The 18,932-nt window shown below is 40.0% G+C and carries 18 protein-coding genes; 12 read left to right on the top strand and 6 right to left on the bottom strand.

All coding sequences use genetic code 11. The annotated features are described in order from the left end of the window. Positions 1–3 precede the first annotated feature (3 nt). Positions 4–636 carry a Crp/Fnr family transcriptional regulator gene (locus tag EHO58_RS09915; RefSeq protein ID WP_135628892.1) on the bottom strand — a complete coding sequence of 211 codons (633 nt, stop codon included), beginning with the start codon at positions 634–636 and terminating at the stop codon, positions 4–6. A 32-nt stretch (positions 637–668) separates the two neighbouring features. On the opposite strand from EHO58_RS09915, the gene EHO58_RS09910 reads away from it, so the two are divergent. The 8 genes from EHO58_RS09910 to EHO58_RS09875 all read left to right on the top strand — a co-directional run bounded on the left by EHO58_RS09910 (position 669) and on the right by EHO58_RS09875 (position 9,956). After that, positions 669–1,889, top strand: coding sequence for an SMP-30/gluconolactonase/LRE family protein (locus EHO58_RS09910; protein WP_135679798.1), 1,221 nt, complete (start codon positions 669–671; stop codon positions 1,887–1,889). Positions 1,890–1,910: 21 nt separating this feature from the next. Next, the gene (locus EHO58_RS09905; protein WP_135679797.1) at positions 1,911–3,086 is read left to right on the top strand and encodes an acyl-CoA dehydrogenase family protein; all 1,176 of its coding nucleotides are present in this window, start codon (positions 1,911–1,913) and stop codon (positions 3,084–3,086) included. Between the two features lie 2 nt (positions 3,087–3,088). Next, positions 3,089–4,132 carry a phosphotransferase family protein gene (locus EHO58_RS09900; RefSeq protein ID WP_135679796.1) on the top strand — a complete coding sequence of 348 codons (1,044 nt, stop codon included), beginning with the start codon at positions 3,089–3,091 and terminating at the stop codon, positions 4,130–4,132. 10 nt (positions 4,133–4,142) lie between these two features. Beyond that, the gene (locus EHO58_RS09895) at positions 4,143–4,538 is read left to right on the top strand and encodes a DUF6285 domain-containing protein (protein ID WP_135628888.1); all 396 of its coding nucleotides are present in this window, start codon (positions 4,143–4,145) and stop codon (positions 4,536–4,538) included. A 2-nt stretch (positions 4,539–4,540) separates the two neighbouring features. Further along, the gene (locus EHO58_RS09890; protein ID WP_135679795.1) at positions 4,541–5,269 is read left to right on the top strand and encodes a histidine phosphatase family protein; all 729 of its coding nucleotides are present in this window, start codon (positions 4,541–4,543) and stop codon (positions 5,267–5,269) included. 136 nt (positions 5,270–5,405) lie between these two features. Then, positions 5,406–7,517 carry a sensor histidine kinase gene (locus EHO58_RS09885; protein ID WP_135628886.1) on the top strand — a complete coding sequence of 704 codons (2,112 nt, stop codon included), beginning with the start codon at positions 5,406–5,408 and terminating at the stop codon, positions 7,515–7,517. A gap of 70 nt (positions 7,518–7,587) precedes the next feature. Continuing rightward, a complete protein-coding gene (locus EHO58_RS09880) occupies positions 7,588–9,489 on the top strand; it encodes a sensor histidine kinase (protein ID WP_135628885.1) in 1,902 nt (633 codons plus the stop codon). Between the two features lie 83 nt (positions 9,490–9,572). Then, positions 9,573–9,956 (top strand): hypothetical protein, encoded by a 384-nt coding sequence (locus EHO58_RS09875; RefSeq protein WP_100723180.1) that lies wholly within the window; start codon positions 9,573–9,575, stop codon positions 9,954–9,956. Between the two features lie 42 nt (positions 9,957–9,998). On the opposite strand, the gene EHO58_RS09870 is transcribed toward EHO58_RS09875, so the two are convergent. The 3 genes from EHO58_RS09870 to EHO58_RS09860 form a co-directional block, all read right to left on the bottom strand. Next, positions 9,999–10,616: a glutathione S-transferase family protein gene (locus tag EHO58_RS09870; protein WP_135616695.1), complete on the bottom strand. Its 618-nt coding sequence runs from the start codon at positions 10,614–10,616 to the stop codon at positions 9,999–10,001. 118 nt (positions 10,617–10,734) lie between these two features. Beyond that, entirely contained in the window at positions 10,735–11,166 is a 432-nt protein-coding gene (locus tag EHO58_RS09865) for an MAPEG family protein (protein ID WP_135628883.1), read from the bottom strand. A 76-nt stretch (positions 11,167–11,242) separates the two neighbouring features. Beyond that, complete coding sequence (locus tag EHO58_RS09860; RefSeq protein ID WP_135679794.1) at positions 11,243–11,821, bottom strand: PaaI family thioesterase; 579 nt, start codon at positions 11,819–11,821, stop codon at positions 11,243–11,245. A gap of 195 nt (positions 11,822–12,016) precedes the next feature. Here EHO58_RS09860 and EHO58_RS09855 point away from each other — a divergent pair, with 195 nt between their 5' ends. Together EHO58_RS09855 and EHO58_RS09850 are read left to right on the top strand one after the other, a co-directional pair. Continuing rightward, a complete protein-coding gene (locus tag EHO58_RS09855) occupies positions 12,017–13,051 on the top strand; it encodes a zinc-binding dehydrogenase (RefSeq protein ID WP_135679793.1) in 1,035 nt (344 codons plus the stop codon). A 66-nt stretch (positions 13,052–13,117) separates the two neighbouring features. Further along, complete coding sequence (locus EHO58_RS09850; protein ID WP_135679792.1) at positions 13,118–13,852, top strand: hypothetical protein; 735 nt, start codon at positions 13,118–13,120, stop codon at positions 13,850–13,852. On the opposite strand, the gene EHO58_RS09845 is transcribed toward EHO58_RS09850, so the two are convergent. Further along, entirely contained in the window at positions 13,849–15,561 is a 1,713-nt protein-coding gene (locus EHO58_RS09845) for a methyl-accepting chemotaxis protein (RefSeq protein WP_135628879.1), read from the bottom strand. The genes EHO58_RS09850 and EHO58_RS09845 overlap by 4 nt on opposite strands. 331 nt (positions 15,562–15,892) lie before the next feature. Between EHO58_RS09845 and EHO58_RS09840 the strand changes: the two genes are divergently transcribed. Both EHO58_RS09840 and EHO58_RS09835 read left to right on the top strand, forming a co-directional pair. Continuing rightward, positions 15,893–17,392, top strand: coding sequence for a hypothetical protein (locus EHO58_RS09840; protein WP_135628878.1), 1,500 nt, complete (start codon positions 15,893–15,895; stop codon positions 17,390–17,392). A gap of 42 nt (positions 17,393–17,434) precedes the next feature. Then, positions 17,435–17,830 carry a DUF4345 domain-containing protein gene (locus EHO58_RS09835; RefSeq protein WP_135679791.1) on the top strand — a complete coding sequence of 132 codons (396 nt, stop codon included), beginning with the start codon at positions 17,435–17,437 and terminating at the stop codon, positions 17,828–17,830. A gap of 51 nt (positions 17,831–17,881) precedes the next feature. On the opposite strand, the gene tmpT is transcribed toward EHO58_RS09835, so the two are convergent. Then, entirely contained in the window at positions 17,882–18,511 is a 630-nt protein-coding gene (gene tmpT / locus EHO58_RS09830; protein ID WP_135679790.1) for a thiopurine S-methyltransferase, read from the bottom strand. Between the last annotated feature and the right edge of the window lie 421 nt (positions 18,512–18,932).

Below are 18,932 nucleotides of genomic sequence, written 5' to 3'. Positions count from 1 at the left end.
GAATTACTGGTCCAATGTGTATTTAAAAAACGTGTCCCGTATCATTATATGGCTAGGATCGTTTTTAGGTTGTTCGACCATCTTGTCTTTTACCAAAAGATTGATCGCGGATACCAGATCCGCATGTTCTAATCCAACTCTTAAGATGGCCCATTTCATGAATGCGGCCAAATGTACCTTGTATTGTCCATCTTCTTGCTCTCCTCTCGTTTGTGCGAAAGTAATGAGTGCAGAAGTTACAATATTCTTTCTGTCTCCTTTTAAAAGACTAGCTATGGTTTGGTTGGTCTCTCTTAATCTGGAAGAAAGCATTTTAACCATCTTTAAAGAGAAAGAAGGGTTGGTCTGGATTAAGTTATAGAACACGCTCTCAGTGATCGCAAATAATAATACGTCGGTTTTTGCGATGGCTCTTGCACTTCTGGGTTTGCGATCCACCAGCGCCATCTCACCGAACATATCCCCTTCTTTCAGTTCTATCAGAAGTTTGAATGCTTCTTTTACTTTTTTATGGATTCCTACTTTTCCAGAAAGGATCAGATACATTTGATCTGCAGGTTCGTTCTCATCGAAAATAACAGCGGATTCCTTAAAGCGGAGACCGTGTTTGTTTACCATATCTTCAGAGATCTTCATGCTAAAACGGACTGGAAAAGTTTTCAGTCCTCATGTACGATATCGGCGATTGGTTGGGAGCCGCAATCAATTATTCTGGTAAGAAGGCGGGAACCTCAGAATTTTACGTTGACTGCCCGACCTTCGTAAGTAGCGTCTCATTCGTTTTCCCTAAGGAGGGAATCGTGAACACGAAAAAAATCCTCCTGCTCTCTGCAGCGTTCATTATCATTTTTATAATAGGTTTTGCACTCAAACCTTCTCCTATTAAACCAATCGCCTACCAACCTCCTATCGATACCGGTTTGATCGGCGGCTTCCAGGAAAATAAAGCTTTGGAATCCGCAGAACTAATCGCACTCGGAAAGATACATGGTCCGGAAGATATCGAACCGGATGACGAAGGTAATATATACTCTGCGAGTGAAGATGGCAAAGTGTATCTTATCTCCAAAGACGGAGAAATGAAGGCGCACGCATTCACGGGAGGGCGACCTCTTGGAATGAAATTATTAGGAGATGGATCCATCATAGTTGCGGATGCAATCAAAGGATTATTAAAGATCAGCAAAGATGGAAAGGTAGAAGTTCTTAGCACCGAATCCGAAGGTGTCCCTTTCAAATTCACGGATGATTTGGATGTTGCTAAAGATGGAACGATCTATTTTTCGGATGCGAGTGATAAATACGGCTCTGCAGAATATTTGTATGATCTAATGGAGTCGGTTCCTCATGGGCGTTTATTAAAATACGATCCTCATACAAAAAAGACCACAACTCTAATGAAGGATCTTTTCTTTCCAAATGGAGTGGCACTTTCTAAAAATGAGGACTTTTTAGTATTAAACGAAACTTATAAATATAGGATCCATAGATATTGGATCAAAGGGCCTAAGGCCGGAACAAGCGAGATCTGGGTAGAAAATCTTCCTGGGTTCCCGGATAATATTTCCTCGGATCGTAAGGGTCATTTCTATCTAGCGTTATTCACCGTTCGAAACAATATGGTGGATAAGATCTTACATCCTCGTCCTTGGACAAAATCGATCGTAGCTAAACTACCTAAATTCCTTTGGCCTAAGCCGCAACCGTACGGTTTTGCGGTAATACTGGACGAAAACGGAATAGTAGAAGCAAGTTTCCAAGAACCGAAAGGAAAACATCTAAAAGAGATCACTTCCGTGAAAAGGAAAGGGGAGTATATCTATTTAGGAAGTCTTCATAACGACAGGATCGGAAAGTTTAAACTTCCTCCTGAATTAATAAAAGAATAAATAAGGAAAATTGAATATATCATGGATTTATCCATACCTAAGGAATTAGACGGAATCAGGGCAAAAGCAAAAGCATTCGTGGATGAGATCGCCATCCCCGCGGAAGATCATTACGATTACGATCATGGCAGAATGCCGGAAACTATCGTTCAAAAATTAAGAGAAGAAGCCAAAAAAAGAGGATTATGGACCGCTCATCTTCCTAAATCGGAAGGTGGATTGGGGTTGGACTTAGTTGGAACTGCACTCGTATTCAGTGAGTTGGGACGTTCTCCTATCGCTCCTTATCTTTGTAATTGCGACGCTCCTGACGAAGGAAATATGCATCTTCTTCATTTAGCTGCAAACGAAGAACAAAAGAAGAAGTATTATCATCCTCTTGTGGAGGGAAAGATCCGCTCAGGGTTTGCAATGACAGAACCTCCTCCAGGTGCCGGTTCGGATCCTACTACTCTTTCGACTAACGCGGAGAAAGATGGAGATCATTATATTCTTAACGGTCATAAATGGTACTGCACTGGAGCGAATGGCGCTTCATTCTTGATCGTGATGTCAAAGGTGAATGATAGTTTCAGAAGAACTTCTATGTTCCTAGTTCCTACCGATGCACCTGGATATACTATGGTGCAGGAAATCGGAGTTTTAGGTTCACATGGTCCAGGCGGTCACTGCGAATTAAAATTCGAAAATGTAAAAGTGCATGAGTCACAAGTACTCGGAAAAATCGGAGAAGGTTTCCGACTTTCACAAGAAAGGTTAGGGCCTGCAAGACTTACACATTGTATGAGATGGATAGGACTTGCCAGAAGATCTATGGAAATCGCAAGAGAATACGCGATCAAAAGAGAATTATTTGGCGGAAAATTATCCGATCACCAAGGTATCCAATGGATGTTTGCAGAATCTTCATTGGAAATAGAATCGGGTTTTTTACTTACATTAAAGGCAGCCGATATTCTTCGCAAAGGTGGGGACGCAAGACAGGCTGTCTCTTTAGCTAAGTGGCAGGTAAGTGAAACATTGAACAAATGTATTGATAGGGCAATCCAGATTTGTGGATCTCATGGTTTTAGCCGTTATCTTAAATTAGAATTATTTTATAGAGATGCGAGAGCCGCAAGGATCGCAGACGGTCCTACCGAAACTCATAAGATGGTGATCGGCAGGAATTTAATATCCGGAAAGGAGAGCTTCTGATCGTGAAAGATTCCGAATTGAAGGAAAGGCTGGAATCATATTTAGGAAAAAGGCTCCAAGGAACAGTAGAAATCGCTAATATGGTTTCTCTTTCGGGAGGAGCCTGCCAGGAAAATTTTTCCGCAGACATCAAAGTGAATGGCGGTCCTGAATCAGGCCAATACCAAACCGTATATAGAACCGATAAGGGAGCTTCTTTGCTCGCTTCTTTGTCTCGGATCAACGAGTTCAAGGTTTGTAGAATGGCATTTGAAGCTGGAGTTAAAACTCCTGAACCATTTTGGTTGGAGTCTGATAACTCTGTCACCGGTAATCCATTCTACTTTATGAAAAGGATCCAAGGTAAGGCTACGGGAAGATTCGTAGTAAAAGATCCAAGTTTAAATAAGGTCCGTAAACAGATCACACAAGAGCTTGCGGAAAATCTTGCAAGTATCCATTCGGTGACTCCTGAGAAATGTAAGGATGAAAAACTAAAAGAAGTTTTGAATCTTGGACAACATGTAAGCGGCAAAACGGTAGCCCAAGGATCCGTCCAAGCATTACGTTCTCAATTGGAATCCATGGATGGAGCTTATCCGGCTATGGAAATCATTTTGAATTGGTTAGAGAAAAATGCTCCGGAAAGTGATGCAGTCGTTCTGATCCATGGAGATTTTAGAACAGGAAACTTCATGGTGAATTCGGAAGGTTTGCAAGGAATTGTGGATTGGGAATTCGCTCATTGGGGTGATCGTCACGAAGATCTGACTTGGTTATGTATGAGAGATTGGAGATTCGGAAAACTGAATAAAGAAGCGGGTGGTTTTGCAGATCGTTCCGAGTTTTACGAGATCTACGAAAAGGCATCCGGTGTAAAACTAGATCCTATCAAGATCAGATATTGGGAAGTGATGGGAAATCTTCGTTGGGCAATCGGTTGTATCGGCCAAGCAGAACGTCACCTTTCAGGAAAGGATAAAGGAATAGAGCTCGCGTCCATAGGAAGAAGGGCCTGTGAGATGGAATACGAGGCAATGAGACTCATTGAAGAGTCCTTAAAATGAGGAAATCATAATGCAGGATAAACCAAGTGCCACGGAATTATTGGAAGCGATCCAGGATTTTCTAATGAAGGAGGTCCTACCCGAGTTTAGGGACAAGGACCTTCTCGCATATAAAACATTAGTAAGTTGGAATATGCTGGGAGTGATCTCCAGAGAAATACGCTCCGGAGAAGAATCTTTAGACAAGGAACTCTCCAGACTTTCTTCTTTACTCAAAAAAAAATCAGAGTTTCCTAAAACATGGAATGAGAAAAAGAACCTGACTTCTACCTGGAACGAAGAACTAAGAGATATCATTCGAAAGGAAAAAAAATCTTTGGAAGATACGGAATACTGGAAACATATAAAAGAATCCGTTATCGAAAAAGTCGAGATCGTAAATCCTAGATTCACTACGGAATCCTAAGTATGTCCGTAATATATCTGATTCGCCACGGACAGGCGAACTCCACGGGAGAAGATTACGATCTATTGACCGATAAGGGCAAGGAACAAGCCTTTGCCCTTGGAAAGTATATGGCTTCTAATGGGGATTTTCCGGATAAGATCATCTCAGGGACAATGAGAAGGCATAAAGAAACCGCAGAATTTTTTATGAAAGGGATCAATTCGATTCGTTCCGATCTCAAGACGGATATTGATTTTCATTCATTCGATGCAAATTGGAATGAATTCCCTTCCGAGTTATGGAAGAAGTATGCGGAGCATCTTTCCGGGACCAGACCTGAATTCCAAAGATCATTATTACAATTTTCTAAAGTTAGATTAAAAGGTGGAGTTCGATCCGCTGCTCTGTTTTTCAAACTGACTGAGGAGATCCTATCTGTTTGGAGAAAAGGGGATTTTACTCCATCGGGGATTGAGACATTTAAAAATTTTCAATCCAGAGTGGATCTTGCCTGTGAAACTTACTTTCAGCCTTCTAATTCGGAGAGGACCTTTATTTTTACTTCAGGTACTCCTATTTCTTTAACTCTGAAGAAGATGCTGAAACAAGATGAGGATGTTTTTACTTGGATGCCTTGGATCTGGAATAGTTCCGTGAGTATGTTCCGTTGGGTAAGAGGAAGATATATACCTGTGAGTTTAAATTTCCTTCCTCATATTCCGGATAAAAGTTCGAGGACATTATATTAAATCTAAACTTGTTTAATGATAAGAACCTTGTTGTAATACATTTGTAGGAACTCCAACAGCGAGGTGCATCCTTTTGGAAATAAAAAAGTGTGGACTTAGATGTTCGAAGGTGTAGGATTCTGCCCCGCTAATCCGCATGAATTCCTTGGTATCCACACTAGAAATTCGTTCCTCAAAGGATAGAAATTTAGGATTTCTATCTATATACTTGGGATCTGCATTCGTTCTAGTACTGTTTCTTCTCATATATTTCACGGATGAAACGGAATTATTACGGATTTACGATAATATACATTGGACTTCGTCTATCACGATCGCTACGATCACTGCTTGGTTTGGTTATAAATCCTCCGAAGGAGAAACTAAAAGATTTAGATTCTGGTTTTTTCTAGGACTTCTTTCATATTTAATTGGCCAGGTGGTTTGGGATATCCAAGCAATTTCCAAGTTCTATAGTTTTCCAGCACCTAGCGATCTATTCTATCCATGGTTAGGACCATTCTTTGCAATAGGATTTGCTCGATTCTTAAAGGATAGAGTTCCATCTAACAGAATGAAGGTGGCAGTAATGGACGCATTAGGGCTTGCGATCGCAGTTCTTGCAGTCACCCTAGTATTATATCTTTCTAAAAAAGAAGATAGGCCTTGGTTCCAGTTATTGACCTTATCTGTTTATCCTGTATTCACACTTTCTGCTGCCTGCATCGGAGCTTTGATGAAACCCTCCTTACGTTTAAAGGCGGACTTTTCCTTTTTATGTTTGGTAATCGGGCTCGCAGGAATGGGGATCAGTTGGTTACAATGGAATTCTATATTTTTGATAGTTGTTCCTGAAGATGGAACCTTAACTAATGCAGGATTTTCAGCCAGTATCTTGCTTTTAGGATATGGCACCTTGACCTGGGCACCTGATTTTTCTGGAGAGATAGAAAGAGAGTCCGGAACGGAAAGTGGGCTTTTGAGAATTCTTCCCTTATTGGAAGTGATAGTTTGTTCGGCTGCAATCATCCTTTCCTTAACTCTACCAGGCCTTCCGGAGATCATTCGATTAGTGATTTGGTTTTCAGCCGGTGTAATGGTAGTGATCGCGAGTCTTAGGCAAAGTTTACTCGTGTCGGATTTGGCAACCGCAGAATTTGTGATCCGAAATGCAAATAAAGAATTAGAGGTCACGGTCGCAGAGAGAACTGAAGAATTAAGATCTACTAATACGTATTTGGTGACTGCCAACGATAAACTTAGATCTGCGATGGACGAACTCAAGAAAACCCAGGAGAATTTGGTCCGATCCGAAAAAATGGCCGTCTTAGGAAGATTGATGGCAGGAATTGCGCATGAATTAAATACTCCGTTAGGCGCGATTCGTTCATCTACTGAGGGGATACGTTCTATTCTAAGCGAACCTTGGGAAAAACTTCTAAAAGATTATTCCAGTTTTAACAGAGAAGAAAGGGAATTTTGGGGGATCTTATTCAAGAACGGAGGGACCGTAAATTCCGATTTCGATTCCAAAGAAGAAAGATCTAAAAGAAAAAAAACGGAAGTTATTCTGAAAGAATTCGGCATAGAAAATTCCCTAGTGATGGCGGATGCTTTGACAGATCTGGGAATTTCCCCCGATCAGGTTTCAGAATTAGTGGGGAAGATCCCCAAGGGAGAGAGAGGATGGATGATCGTAAGTAATGCATCCGCGCTCTCGAGTATTTCCAGATCCAGCCAACTAATCTTGGATGCTTCTATCAAAGCCTCCAGAGTGATCCAAGCGCTAAAAAGTTATGCTTCAGGAGAAGGGGATTGGAAACCTCACTCAGAATCTGTTTCTCCTAAGGAACAGATAGAAAATATTATTACATTATATTATTCTAAAATGAAAAATAAGGTGATCGTGGATATCAATATTCCGGAATCCGCAAGTGTACTGGGAGATCCGGAAAGATTGTACTTGATATGGACCAATCTGATCACGAATGCATTACATGCTATGAACTATTCAGGCAGAATATTCGTAGATGCGGAACGAAAAGGCGAGTTCTGGGAAATTTCGGTCCAGGACACCGGAAGCGGAGTTCCTGTAGAGATCAGAGATAGGATTTTTGATCCATTCTTCACTACTAAGTCTCCCGGAGAAGGAACCGGACTCGGTCTAGATATTTGCAAAAATGTGGCAGAAGAACATGGTGGAGCCATCCGATTTGTAAGCTCGGAAGAAGGTACAACATTCTACGTTACGCTTCCTGCCTCGCCCTAATTATTAGGTTGATGTGAAAAATTGCCCGTACAGAGTTGTGCGAGCTTTCGAATTTTTTTTCCAGATCTTTATGAGCGAACCAAAGAGCGAAAACGTATATCGCGATATATTCGAACAATCTCCTATCGGACTCATGATCTTCGATAGGCAGGGTAAAATTATAGAAGCAAACGAATCTTCTCTGCGTTTTTTAAAAGCGGGAAAAGATAAAATTATCGGGCTTTCTTATTCCAGCCTCAAAGACACAAGAGTTTCCTCATTGATCGGCAAGGGTTTAAAGGGAGAAGCTTCCGATTACGAAGGACCTTATAATACCACAGTCAGCGGACTCACATTACAGGTTCGAATAAGAGTGAATCCTCTTTTTGATAATTCAGGCGTTTTCGGTGTCACTTTAATTTTCGAAGATCTGACTGAGAGAAAAAAGACGGAAGAAAAATTAGCGGTAACACTTTCAGACATTCGTATCGCTCAAGAAGCATTAGAAGAACACGAAGTAAAATTTAAGACATTATTCGAATCTGCGGGAGAGGCAATCTTTCTCATGGACGATCGGGTCTTTTTAGAATGTAATCCTAAGACGGAAGAAATGTTCGGTTGTAAAAGAGAAGATATTATAGGAGCTTCTCCTGTGGATTTTTCTCCGGAGATACAGCCTGATGGTATTCCTTCATCTCAAAGGGCGTTCCAAAAAATACAGGCAGCTTTTGGAGGCAAACCCCAAACTTTTGATTGGTTACATTGTAGAAAAGATAGAACGAATTTTGATGCGGAGGTGACCTTAACCTCTGTCACTCTGAATGGAAAAGCTTTATTGCAAGCGATTGTAAGAGATATTTCCGGAAGAAAAAGAGCGGAAGAAGAAATCCGAAAATTAAACGAAGACCTAGAACAAAAAGTAGTTCTGAGAACGGAAGAGCTAAAATCAACGAACACATATTTAGAAAATACGAATAGAGATCTACTATTAGCGTTAGAAGAATTGAAATCCACTCAGGCACAACTAGTCCAATCTGAAAAGATGGCGGTGCTCGGACAATTGATCGCAGGTATCGCTCATGAAGTGAACACTCCTCTAGGTGCGATCATTTCCTCGAATGAAGGAATTCAAAGTGTGTTTCGCCAGGATTGGGAGAAGTTACTCTGCGAGTTTGCGGATCTAGATAGTCAAGAGAGGGAAACCTGGAAGAAAATTTTCACTAAAGGAAGTATATTTCCCGACTTCTATGACTCTTCCGAAGAAAGAAAAAACAGAAAGATCATCCGAGAAACATTACAAAATCTTGGATTTCCATCTTCCGAGTTTTTGTCCGAAAATTTAGCCGAATTGGGAATAAGAATTGAAGATATTCCTGATTTAGTCCAAGGAATTCAGAAAGAAAAATTTCCTACCTTAGTTGCAAATGCCTATAATCTTTCCGGAATTTTAAGATACAGTAATGTTGTCAGAGAGGCTGCTTCCAAAGCTGCGAGAGTGATCCGAGCTTTAAAAACCTATGTATATCAGGATCATGCAGGTATCAGTTTAATCGATATCCGAGAACAAATGGATCTTGTTCTTACTCTATATTATAATAAGGTAAAACAGGGAGTCGAGATCCGCAGGAATTTCGCAGATAACTCGCTTGTAAAAGGACAGGCAGATCAATTGACCCAGGTTTGGGCTAATTTGATCAACAATGCATTCCAAGCTATTTCTTACCAAGGTAGATTGGATCTTGAGTCCCATATCAAAGATGATTATCTCATCGTTTCGGTGACTGATGATGGTCCTGGGGTTCCGAAAGAAATTCAGGATAGGATTTTCGAACCATTCTTTACCACAAAAGAAAAAGGAGAAGGAAGTGGCTTAGGTCTGGATATCTGCAAAAAGATCGTAGAAAGACACCAAGGAAAAATAGATTTTGACTCTTCTCCCGGAAGGACTACATTCCGGGTCCATTTACCTTTGGCAGAAAAAATTCTGATTTAGACGGATTCCTAATTCTAAACTTTTTATTTCCATCCTTTCAAAGATTAGTTTACTCTTTAAAGAAAACATATATAGGTTCCGGAATGAAAAACATTTTGGTTCGAGTGCTTAGTTTCGGCTTTTTGGTTTGGTTGGTTCCTTTTGTAGTAGCTATGGGCTTCTTTTCCCCTGAAAGAAAACTTCTGGTGGATATGTTTACTTTCAAAACAGTCATGCTTCTTGTTGGAACTGCAACAGGTTCTTATCTTTTATTTTTACTTTCTAAAAGAGTTCCAAGACCTGCGTTTAAAACCTTTCTTTTTATAGGAGCGATTTGGTTGATCGAGAATTGGATCTTGGATTTTGTGATCCTTCTTCCTTTAAGCGGAATGAGTGTAAGTGATTATTTTGTTCAGATCGGTCTTCGTTATGTGCAGATCTTATTCGTATCCGCAGCGATCGGGGCAGCGATAGACAAACACGCTTGAAGATTAAAAAAGCCGCTCTCTTTGGAAAGCGGCTTTGGGGCTTTAAGATTTTTTAGGGACTTCGCTTCCTTTGATGAATGCAGGTCTTGCTCCCAGTTTTTCTTCCCAGGCTTTTAGTTTTGGATAATCGTCCAAGGAAAGATCGATATAGGATCTAGCCTTGACCCAAGGCCAGGTTGCGATATCCGCGATACTCAATTCGCTTCCTGCAAGGTATTCCGATTCTTTAAGGCGTCTTTCCAAAACGGAATATAGACGTTTTGTTTCATCTACATAACGGTTCATTGCATAAGGAATTTTTTCAGGCGCAAACTTAACGAAATGATTTGCTTGGCCTTGCATAGGACCGACTCCACCCATTTGGAACATCAGCCATTGGATAGCGATGGATCTTTCTTTCGGGTCTTTAGGTAAAAATTTTCCGTATTTTTCTGCGAGATAGATCAGAATGGCTCCCGATTCAAAAACCGGAAAATCTCCATTGTCTTTGTCTACGATGGCAGGTATTCTGCCGTTCGGATTGATCTTTAGATACCATTCTTCTTTTTGTTCTAATTTACTGAAGTCGATTGGATGTACTGTATAAGGGATCCCTAATTCTTCCAGCATGATGGAAGCTTTTTTTCCGTTAGGCGTCCCTGCGGTGTATAATTCGATCAAATGATTCTCCTATGATTCGGCCGGAAAGATCCGGATATGATATGAACTATGGTTTTTAGACTCTCTATGGAATTCTTTTGGAGTAAATCCTTTTCATTTTTGCGAAGAATTCTCGAGATCAGGCAAAAAATACCGAATGAACGATATGCCCGGATAGAAGGAGTTTACTCAAAATTCCCAGATCGTATGCGATATTTCTCCAAGGTTGTTTATGAAGAAAATAAAAAATCGCATGAAGTATCCTGGATACTATAAATATTCCCGAATAGATGATTGCTCCTTCATGCCAGCTATAAGTCTGAATATATCCGATCAATAAGAATAAGAAAATTGGAATATTCTCTAAATCGTTCCTGAATACTCCGTTTGCAGTTGCGACTATCGTATGATCATCGGTGGCCGGAAATGAATTGGTGAAAAATTCCGCGTCTTCTTTCCAGCGGAATGTTTTGGTTTTTATCCGGACCAAACCTTGGACGATGGAAGTGGAAAGTAATTTTAAAAACAGAATTACTGAAACGATCGCAAAGACCTGCCAAGAAGATTCCATTCTACACTCCTAAATGCAAAGATTGACGGAGCATAGGATCGAACTTGAATCGGATTAATGCGAGCAAAAAATAAACTTACTCGGATTTCAGTTTCTCTTTTTTGAGTCGTTTCCTGATTTCTTTTCCTCGTTTTTGGTTCTCTTCTAAAACTTTCAGGATGGTATCCACAGGAAATGCTGTGCCTTGGAACATTCTAGAAAAAACTCGATCAGGCATATCATACCAACGAGCCTTAGAGGAAAGAAGAAGTTCTCCCGTCTTTTTCAGATGTATGGTTCCTTTCGTGTAAAGTCTTCTGCGTCTGACCATGGTGACCCAACAACGGACTTCTAACTCCTCTCCTAAAGGACATGCCTTATAATAACGCATATACAATTGATCGGTCATTACGAAATGACCTAAATGAAAACATAAAACACCTTGTGCTTCATCCAATAGAGTAGCGAGCGCTCCTCCATGGGCATAACCAGGTGCTCCTTCAAAATCATTTTCTATGGTCCAAGCAAAACGGACTTCTCCACTCGGTTCATGAAAAGGAAAGCTTGCATGTAAGCCTCTTTTATTTTCAGGTCCGCAACCGAAACAATTCTTATGATGCCAATCTTGTCCATTTTGGCTGGCTTTGATATGTTTATAAATGTCTTCCGCAGTCATCTGTTTATATTATCTTTTCAACTACCATGGAAAAATCTTAAAGATCCCTAACAAGGACGAAATTCGAGATAAGGCTGTAACGAACAGTGTATTTGTTTTGCTCCCGAACTTAAAAGAAGAAGGCCAAAATACTTCTTCAAATCCCTTGACCGATTCCTGCCTGTTTATAATCTCATTTCCGTTGAGGAGTGAATAATGAAAGCCGCAGTATTAGAATCCGGAAAAAGAAATTTGATCATCAAAGAGGTTTCGATCCCTCAACTTGGACCAGAACAAGCTAAGGTAAGGATCAAAGCTTGCGGAATCTGCGGTTCGGATCTACATTTAGTATTACATGGAACCTTAAAGTGTAAACATTATCCTCAGATCCCCGGACATGAAGCTTCGGGTGTAGTGGAAGAAGTAGGAGAAAAAGTCACTCGTATCAAAAAAGGGGATAGAGTGGTGATCGCTGCAGGAACAAGCTGCGGTGTATGTGCTCATTGCCTTGCAGGAAGAGAAAATCTTTGCAAAGAGATAGGAGTATTCGGCTTTGATAGAGAAGGTAGTTTCGCAGAATATAATATAGTAGAAGAACGTTATCTTTATCCTCTGCCTGACTCGGTTCCTTTTGAACAAGGTGCGATCTTAGCCGATGCAGTTTCTACTCCTTATAATGCTATCAAGTTCAGAGGAAAGATACAAGACGGAGATAATGTTGCCGTTTTCGGATGTGGTGGACTTGGGATCCACGGAGTAGTAATCGCAAGAGCTCTGACCAAAGGTAAAGTAATTGCTTTGGATGTGGACAACGGAGCCTTAGAAAACGCTAGAGCTTACGGTGCAGACGAAGTAGTAAATTTAAGAGACATCAAAAATCCGGGTAAAACCTTAAAAGAAATTTGCAAAGGGGGGGTGGATCTTCTCGCAGACTTTTCAGGAAGGATGACAAATATAGAAGAGTCACTTCGTGCAATGAATCCTGGAGGAAGAATGGTGCTAGTTGGAATAGGAAGAGAGCCCTTAAAGTTTTCTATCCCATTCTCCATCATTGAAAAACAGATCACTGTTGCCGGTTCTTACGGTTCGGACAGAAGGGCTATCCCTGAATTGATAGATCTTTATGTGCAGGGAAAATTGAACTTAAGTAGATCGATTACGGATGTGAGAAAATTAGAGGACATTAACCAAAGTTTGGAAGATCTGGAAGACAGAAAAGGAAATCCGATCCGATTCGTGATCTCTCCTTAATTATCCCGGAAACGAACTTTGCTTGCTATCGTATCCGCTTCTTAAATCCTAACAGATAGATAGCTGATGTTTAAAGAATACTTACAGTACGTACTTTCCAGAGGGCAAATACGATTTATCGTACTTGTCCGATCCGTTTTATTTTTATTAGTATTTAGTGCAATTCCTGCGATGCAAGCGGGAGGAGCAGTTGCGTTGGGCGGAGTTCTGATCATCTTAGGATTATTCGGAACTTATGTGGTAAACGGATTTGTGATCCGATCCGGAATGGACCCGGAAAAGCCTATAGAGTTTTCCAAATACTTTATATTCTTACTTACTTTAGCTTTGTTCCTGATACTTTTCTTTTTGGTTGTTGCTAGATTGATAGAACCGTTTTTAGGAACACAATTACAAGAGTTTCTAAAAAAGCAGAGTGCAGAACCGAGCACTCCTCTTCCTGCAGAATTCGTTAGATTCTATCTGATATTCGCATTCGTATTAGGGCTTGTTCTGCATCTAATCCTGCCAGTACTCTTTGCAAAATTAAGTTTGATCCAAGGATTGAAAGAATTACCGAACTCGGTCAAACGTTCCGACTATATAGTCGCGGCATGGACACCTTTCGTGATCATGTTTGTTCCGGATCTTTTGGTTTCTCTTATTTCCAATTCGGAAGAAATGATGGTTTCTATATTCGGACAGGTCTTACTGATCGTGATCTTCTTCTTTATGCTTACCTCGGATATTTTTTTACAATATCCGACTTACTATTTGGTTCGCACGGAGAAGAAGACCACAGAAGGTTCCGATAACATTTAAGCTTTTAAGAAGCTCATAGTATCTCTTAAACTTTTTGCAATATTCAAAAGACCGGTTGCACTTCCTGCGATCTCTTCCGAGTTCGCAGCGCTATTCTGTACAGTAACTGAAATATTCGAAACAGCATTTGCAGTCTCGGATATTGCTACCTTTTGCTCTTTAACGGAGGTTCGGATCTCTTCCGATTTAGAATCCACTTCGTTGACAGCGCTGATGATCGTTGACTTCTTCTCTTGTTGGACTTTCATTGTGGAGACGATATTATCAGAAGAAAGTTTGATAAAAGAAAGACCTTCCAGGATTTCCGCATACACTTTCACACAACTATCCACAAAGTTTTTGCCTGATTCAATTTCCTGATTACTCGTGCGGATCAGACTTTCGATCGTTTTAGTGCTTTGGTCCGTTTGTTCCGCCAATCTTGTGATCTCGGTTGCGACTACCGCAAATCCTTTTCCATGTTCGCCTGCTCTTGCCGCTTCTATCGCAGCGTTTAATGCGAGAAGGTTTACTTTTTCGGAAATCTCCTGGATGATAGCGGTGATGGATCTCATTTCTCCCGAACTTGATTCGATTTTTATCATACTCTCGGAGAGGCTTCCCATCGTTTTTTTACCTGCTTCCGTTTTGGTATACATATCCGAAATTTTTCCTAAGGAATCGGACACCGAATCTCCTACCTGAGTGATCAAACCGTCTAACTCTTTCATTTCTCCGGAGAAGGAAAGTATCAGCTTATACTGACCTTCTGCATTGGTGGTCACCTGTTCCATACCTGCACTGATCTCTTCGACGGAAGCGGAAATTTGTTCTACCGAAGCCGATTCAGTCTGCGCATTTTCAGAAAGATATTCGCTAGATTTAGAAAGTTGTTCCGCAGCTACCAAGATGGATTCCGAGAAAGTAAGGATAGATGAAAGCATCTCCTTTACCTTACTTTGAAAATTCCGGAATACCAAGGATAGAAGGTAAAGTTCGTCTAAATTTAAAATATCCTCTTCCACTTCTATCGGATTACTAAAATCAGCGTCTCGAATCGAATTCCTTACCCGATTCAATCCCTTTACGAGTCGGATTGAAAATTTAATGGAGGCATACAATATATATGCAAGAGTGATCGCGGAGATAAAAAGAAAAAGTGCGAGACTAAATGCATACTCTGTCTCCGCTCTTTGGTAAATCCTTTCGGAGATAAGAAGTTGAACCGAGATCAACTTTTCGATATTCCCGGCTACCGGATCTATCTTAGAATACATCTTATTGTCCGCAAAGTCTCCTAAACCTACTTTGTCTTTGGCGACCATAAGAGCTCTTGCTTCTTCTACACTTTTGTCCGCCTCTTCGAATAAGGGTTTTAATTTTTCGATAAGTACAGTTTCTTCCTGGACCAAGTACGTTTGGAGATATGTATTCCATTCTGACTTGATATCTTTCATCGCCTTGTCTAAATTTGTTATTCCTTCTTCGTATGTGAATGCTCCACTTCTTGTCTTATGAACACAGTCTACGATTGAAATTGCATAGTGGTCCGAGATTGTTTTTAACTGTTTTAATGGAATTAATCTATCGTTCCGGATACTTTCTATATCCTTGATCCTAGAAGCGGAATTGATGAGAGAAAGCGCCAATATAATTAAAAAAGGAATTAATACGGAAGAGAACAAGATTGCAAGTTTAGATTTTAAGCTTAGTCGTAAATACCATTTCATGAAAACACTCCGGCCGGGGAGTGTAACATAGAACGCAATTTAAATCGAGCAAATTAGAACGCTTCCATCAACTAAATGAGAAGATCGAATTTTGGTCAGAAAAATTTATAGCCTAGGGGATAGTTCCTTCTTCTTCCTCTATACAAAATCGATTTCAGTATACGAAATAGAATTTACCGTAATGAAACAACTGTTAGTTATCTGATTTACCCCGGTTTAGATCATTGTAGCGATTGCTATAGACTTGACAGTAACGGAATGACGACTAATGTCGGAGATCAAGCCCCCTGGCTTTATATAATACGAACGTTATAAAAAGGGAGAGGCGGTAATGAGCCTTCTGAAACAAAGAATAGAAAGAGAAAAAAAATCCGGGAAACTGCTAGTTCGTTCACTGATCCTAATATTTGCGATCAGTGGATCCGCACTGTCCTTATCCGCAGCGTTTTCTTTAAAACAAATTCCGGATTCTATCGGTCCGGATGGAAGAAACATCTCCAGACAGTTCTTCCAATTTTTGAAAACTGCAATCATCAAAAACAAGTACGATGGAAGAGCGGAAGGTTTTCATAAATACCTGGACCGTTCCTTAGAAAGATTCGAATTAAAAAATCTGTTTAATTCCGAATACATGAATAAGGATGAAAACGGACAACATTATGTTACCTATAGAGGAAGATTTGCTAACGACGGGTATAAGGTAAGTCTTGAAACCATCCGCATGAAAGAGGTTCCAATCCCTAGTTTCGGCGATTTTACAGCTGAGTTTGCTTTAAAACATAACCCGAATCCTACTTATGGTGGGAATTCCTACTCGGGAAATCTGGATGTTCTAACTCATATGGGACCATTCACTCATAAACATGGATTGAGTGCTATGGATTCTGGATTACATTTCTTAGATGCGAATAATCTGAAATCTATCAACGCTCCTGAGACAACTTCTTTCAAAAAAATTAAAGACCCGGAAGCTAGAAAGGCGATCAACGATTTTACCGAATCATTCCCTGCTCTTGCGAAATTTATGGGTTATTATTTCGGTTTGGATTCCTTGTTGAAGGTCCAACAAGACGGAAAACTCCCTGGAGTTACTGCTTTTGCATTCGAGGGAAATATTGAACAAACCTTGATGAGAGATTATCCGGATCTAGGCGATTATTTGGATGATATCAAATATTTAGGTTTTATTAAGTTAAGAATTACTAATGTTTCCGGAAGATCTTTAGCGGAATTTGCGATCGAATCCAAAACAAGAGAGATCCGCTTCAAGTTTTTCACATTAAACGGTAAAGTTATTCCTTATGATACAAAGGGAAATTTTTATCCTCAGGAAGCTTTTACTCTTAACTCTCTTTCGGAATTTCCTTTCGTAGTGAAAGCAAGTTTAGAAGCGAACCTCTACGGTTTAATGCTCGAAAACAACGATGTTCAGCTATTGGGTAGATTTTCTAACACTGCTACTTCGGGTATTTTGAATTTAAAATTAACCAAAATAGAAGAGTTCGATGTGAGTGGTGCTTTCGGATATTTCGCACCTTCTTGGGCGATCAATATATTCATTCCTGGAAATTTACAGTCCATTATCTACGAGTTCACAGAAACTTTAGTAAAAGCGAATAATGGAAAAGGGACGAGCATCGTACTACGATGGGACAGAGATTCTTCCAGAACAACTATGAAGACCCATATAGAAACGGAGTTTTTGGATAATTTCTTTATCAGATTCGGATTAAAGATCTGGAACCATAAGGTTCTTCCGGATGAAGATGCTAAGGATGATATTAGAGCGGTTCTTTCCAAAACAATCGATCTATTATTAAAAGGAATTTAACACTTTACGGATCGAGATTTATTCGATCCGATTGTGAGAATTATGCAAACAAATCAATCCGTATCAATTAGTACTCGTATAGTCCAAGTCTGTTTGTTTTTAGCTGCGGCCATTGCAATTTTTGGCGGAAGTTTACAAATGTATCTGGGGGAACCTACTGTTAGCCCAAGGCTGGATAATGTACATAGGTTCATGGCAGGGATCTATTTATCGATGGGATTGATTTGTTTTTGGGCGGCTTATACTGTTCGTATCCAAAGGACTTTAGTTTATCTGGTTGCTTTGGGAATTTTTATTGCAGCTCTTGGAAGGATACTTTCCATTTCAATCGTGGGATTGCCTGAACCTCCCGAACTTTGGATCGGTTATTTAACTCCAGAGATATTACTTCCTATCATTCTTACAATCGCCCAGTCTAGGCGAAAAGAAATCCAATAAGGGCAAATTTTTTAGATGCTCGTATGTTTATATACGAGCATTGACCTTTTCTTAGGATAATTTCCAAACATTCTCTTTTGCAGAATGTCCTTTCAATCCACCTACCATTTCCTGACTTAATAGATTTTTTAAAGTAAAAACGTTTTTATAATGTAAGTTCACTTCTTCCGTCGAGATGGAAAAAGGAGGGCCTGCCATTTTAGTTTGGTCGTACTCGAATGTGATCAGAAGTTGAGGGGCATTATTCGTAATTTGAGTTAAATGTGTAGAATAACGTACTCTAGTTTCTTGAGGGAGAGCCACTAGTGCGGCTCTATCATATACGGCATCAACAGGGCCTAAAACTTCTTTAGACAAATCGAATATATCTCCTACGAAAATATCGATACCCGGCGCGCTGTATAGGATCAGTTTGCCTATTTTAGAAATTTTAGGTTCCACTCCTAATTCTTGGAATAATTGTTGGATTGCCATTTCGACAAGTTCTGCGCCAGCGACTCTATATCCGTTCGAAAGAAGCCAAGCTATATCCAATGTTTTCCCGCATAATGGAATAAAAATACGGCTATCTTTTGCCAAAGAAAGTTCTTTGAAATATTTGAATAGAAGCGGGTTTGTTTCGCTTTCGTGGAAAGGAATATTGTTTTCTTTCCATCTACTTAACCAAAAGTCTTTTTCCATTTCCTATCCCTCGAATTTGAACTCTGTTAATTTGTAGGAGCTCCGATCCATGTTAATTGTTTTGAGAAGTCTTGCAACAATTTAGAGGAAGAGGAGGGGGCAGACGGCTAGAAAGAAAATATTAGAGTTGTCAATCGAAATGGATTGTATGGAGGATGGGCGAACCAACGGATATCTTTGGTAATTTGCGGGCATATGCGAACTTGCGTCCATGTGCTGGATATGCTTGCATGGGCGAATCTTCGCCTAACCGTTTAACTTGCAATATCACCGCCCACGTTTTCCTCTCCGTAGGAGTTTACCTTCTTTTTCTTTTATAAAATAACCATTATTTTATTCTAAAATTATATTGAACCGCTGTATTTGCCCGATCTTCCGCCAAACTATAGATATATCTTCTTATTATTAAACGAATTATGAA

The organism is Leptospira selangorensis (genome assembly GCF_004769405.1).
Classification (GTDB): Bacteria; Spirochaetota; Leptospiria; order Leptospirales; family Leptospiraceae; genus Leptospira_B; species Leptospira_B selangorensis.
Note: the sequence above shows the minus strand (reverse complement) of the source record. Positions and strands in the feature narration are given on the sequence as shown.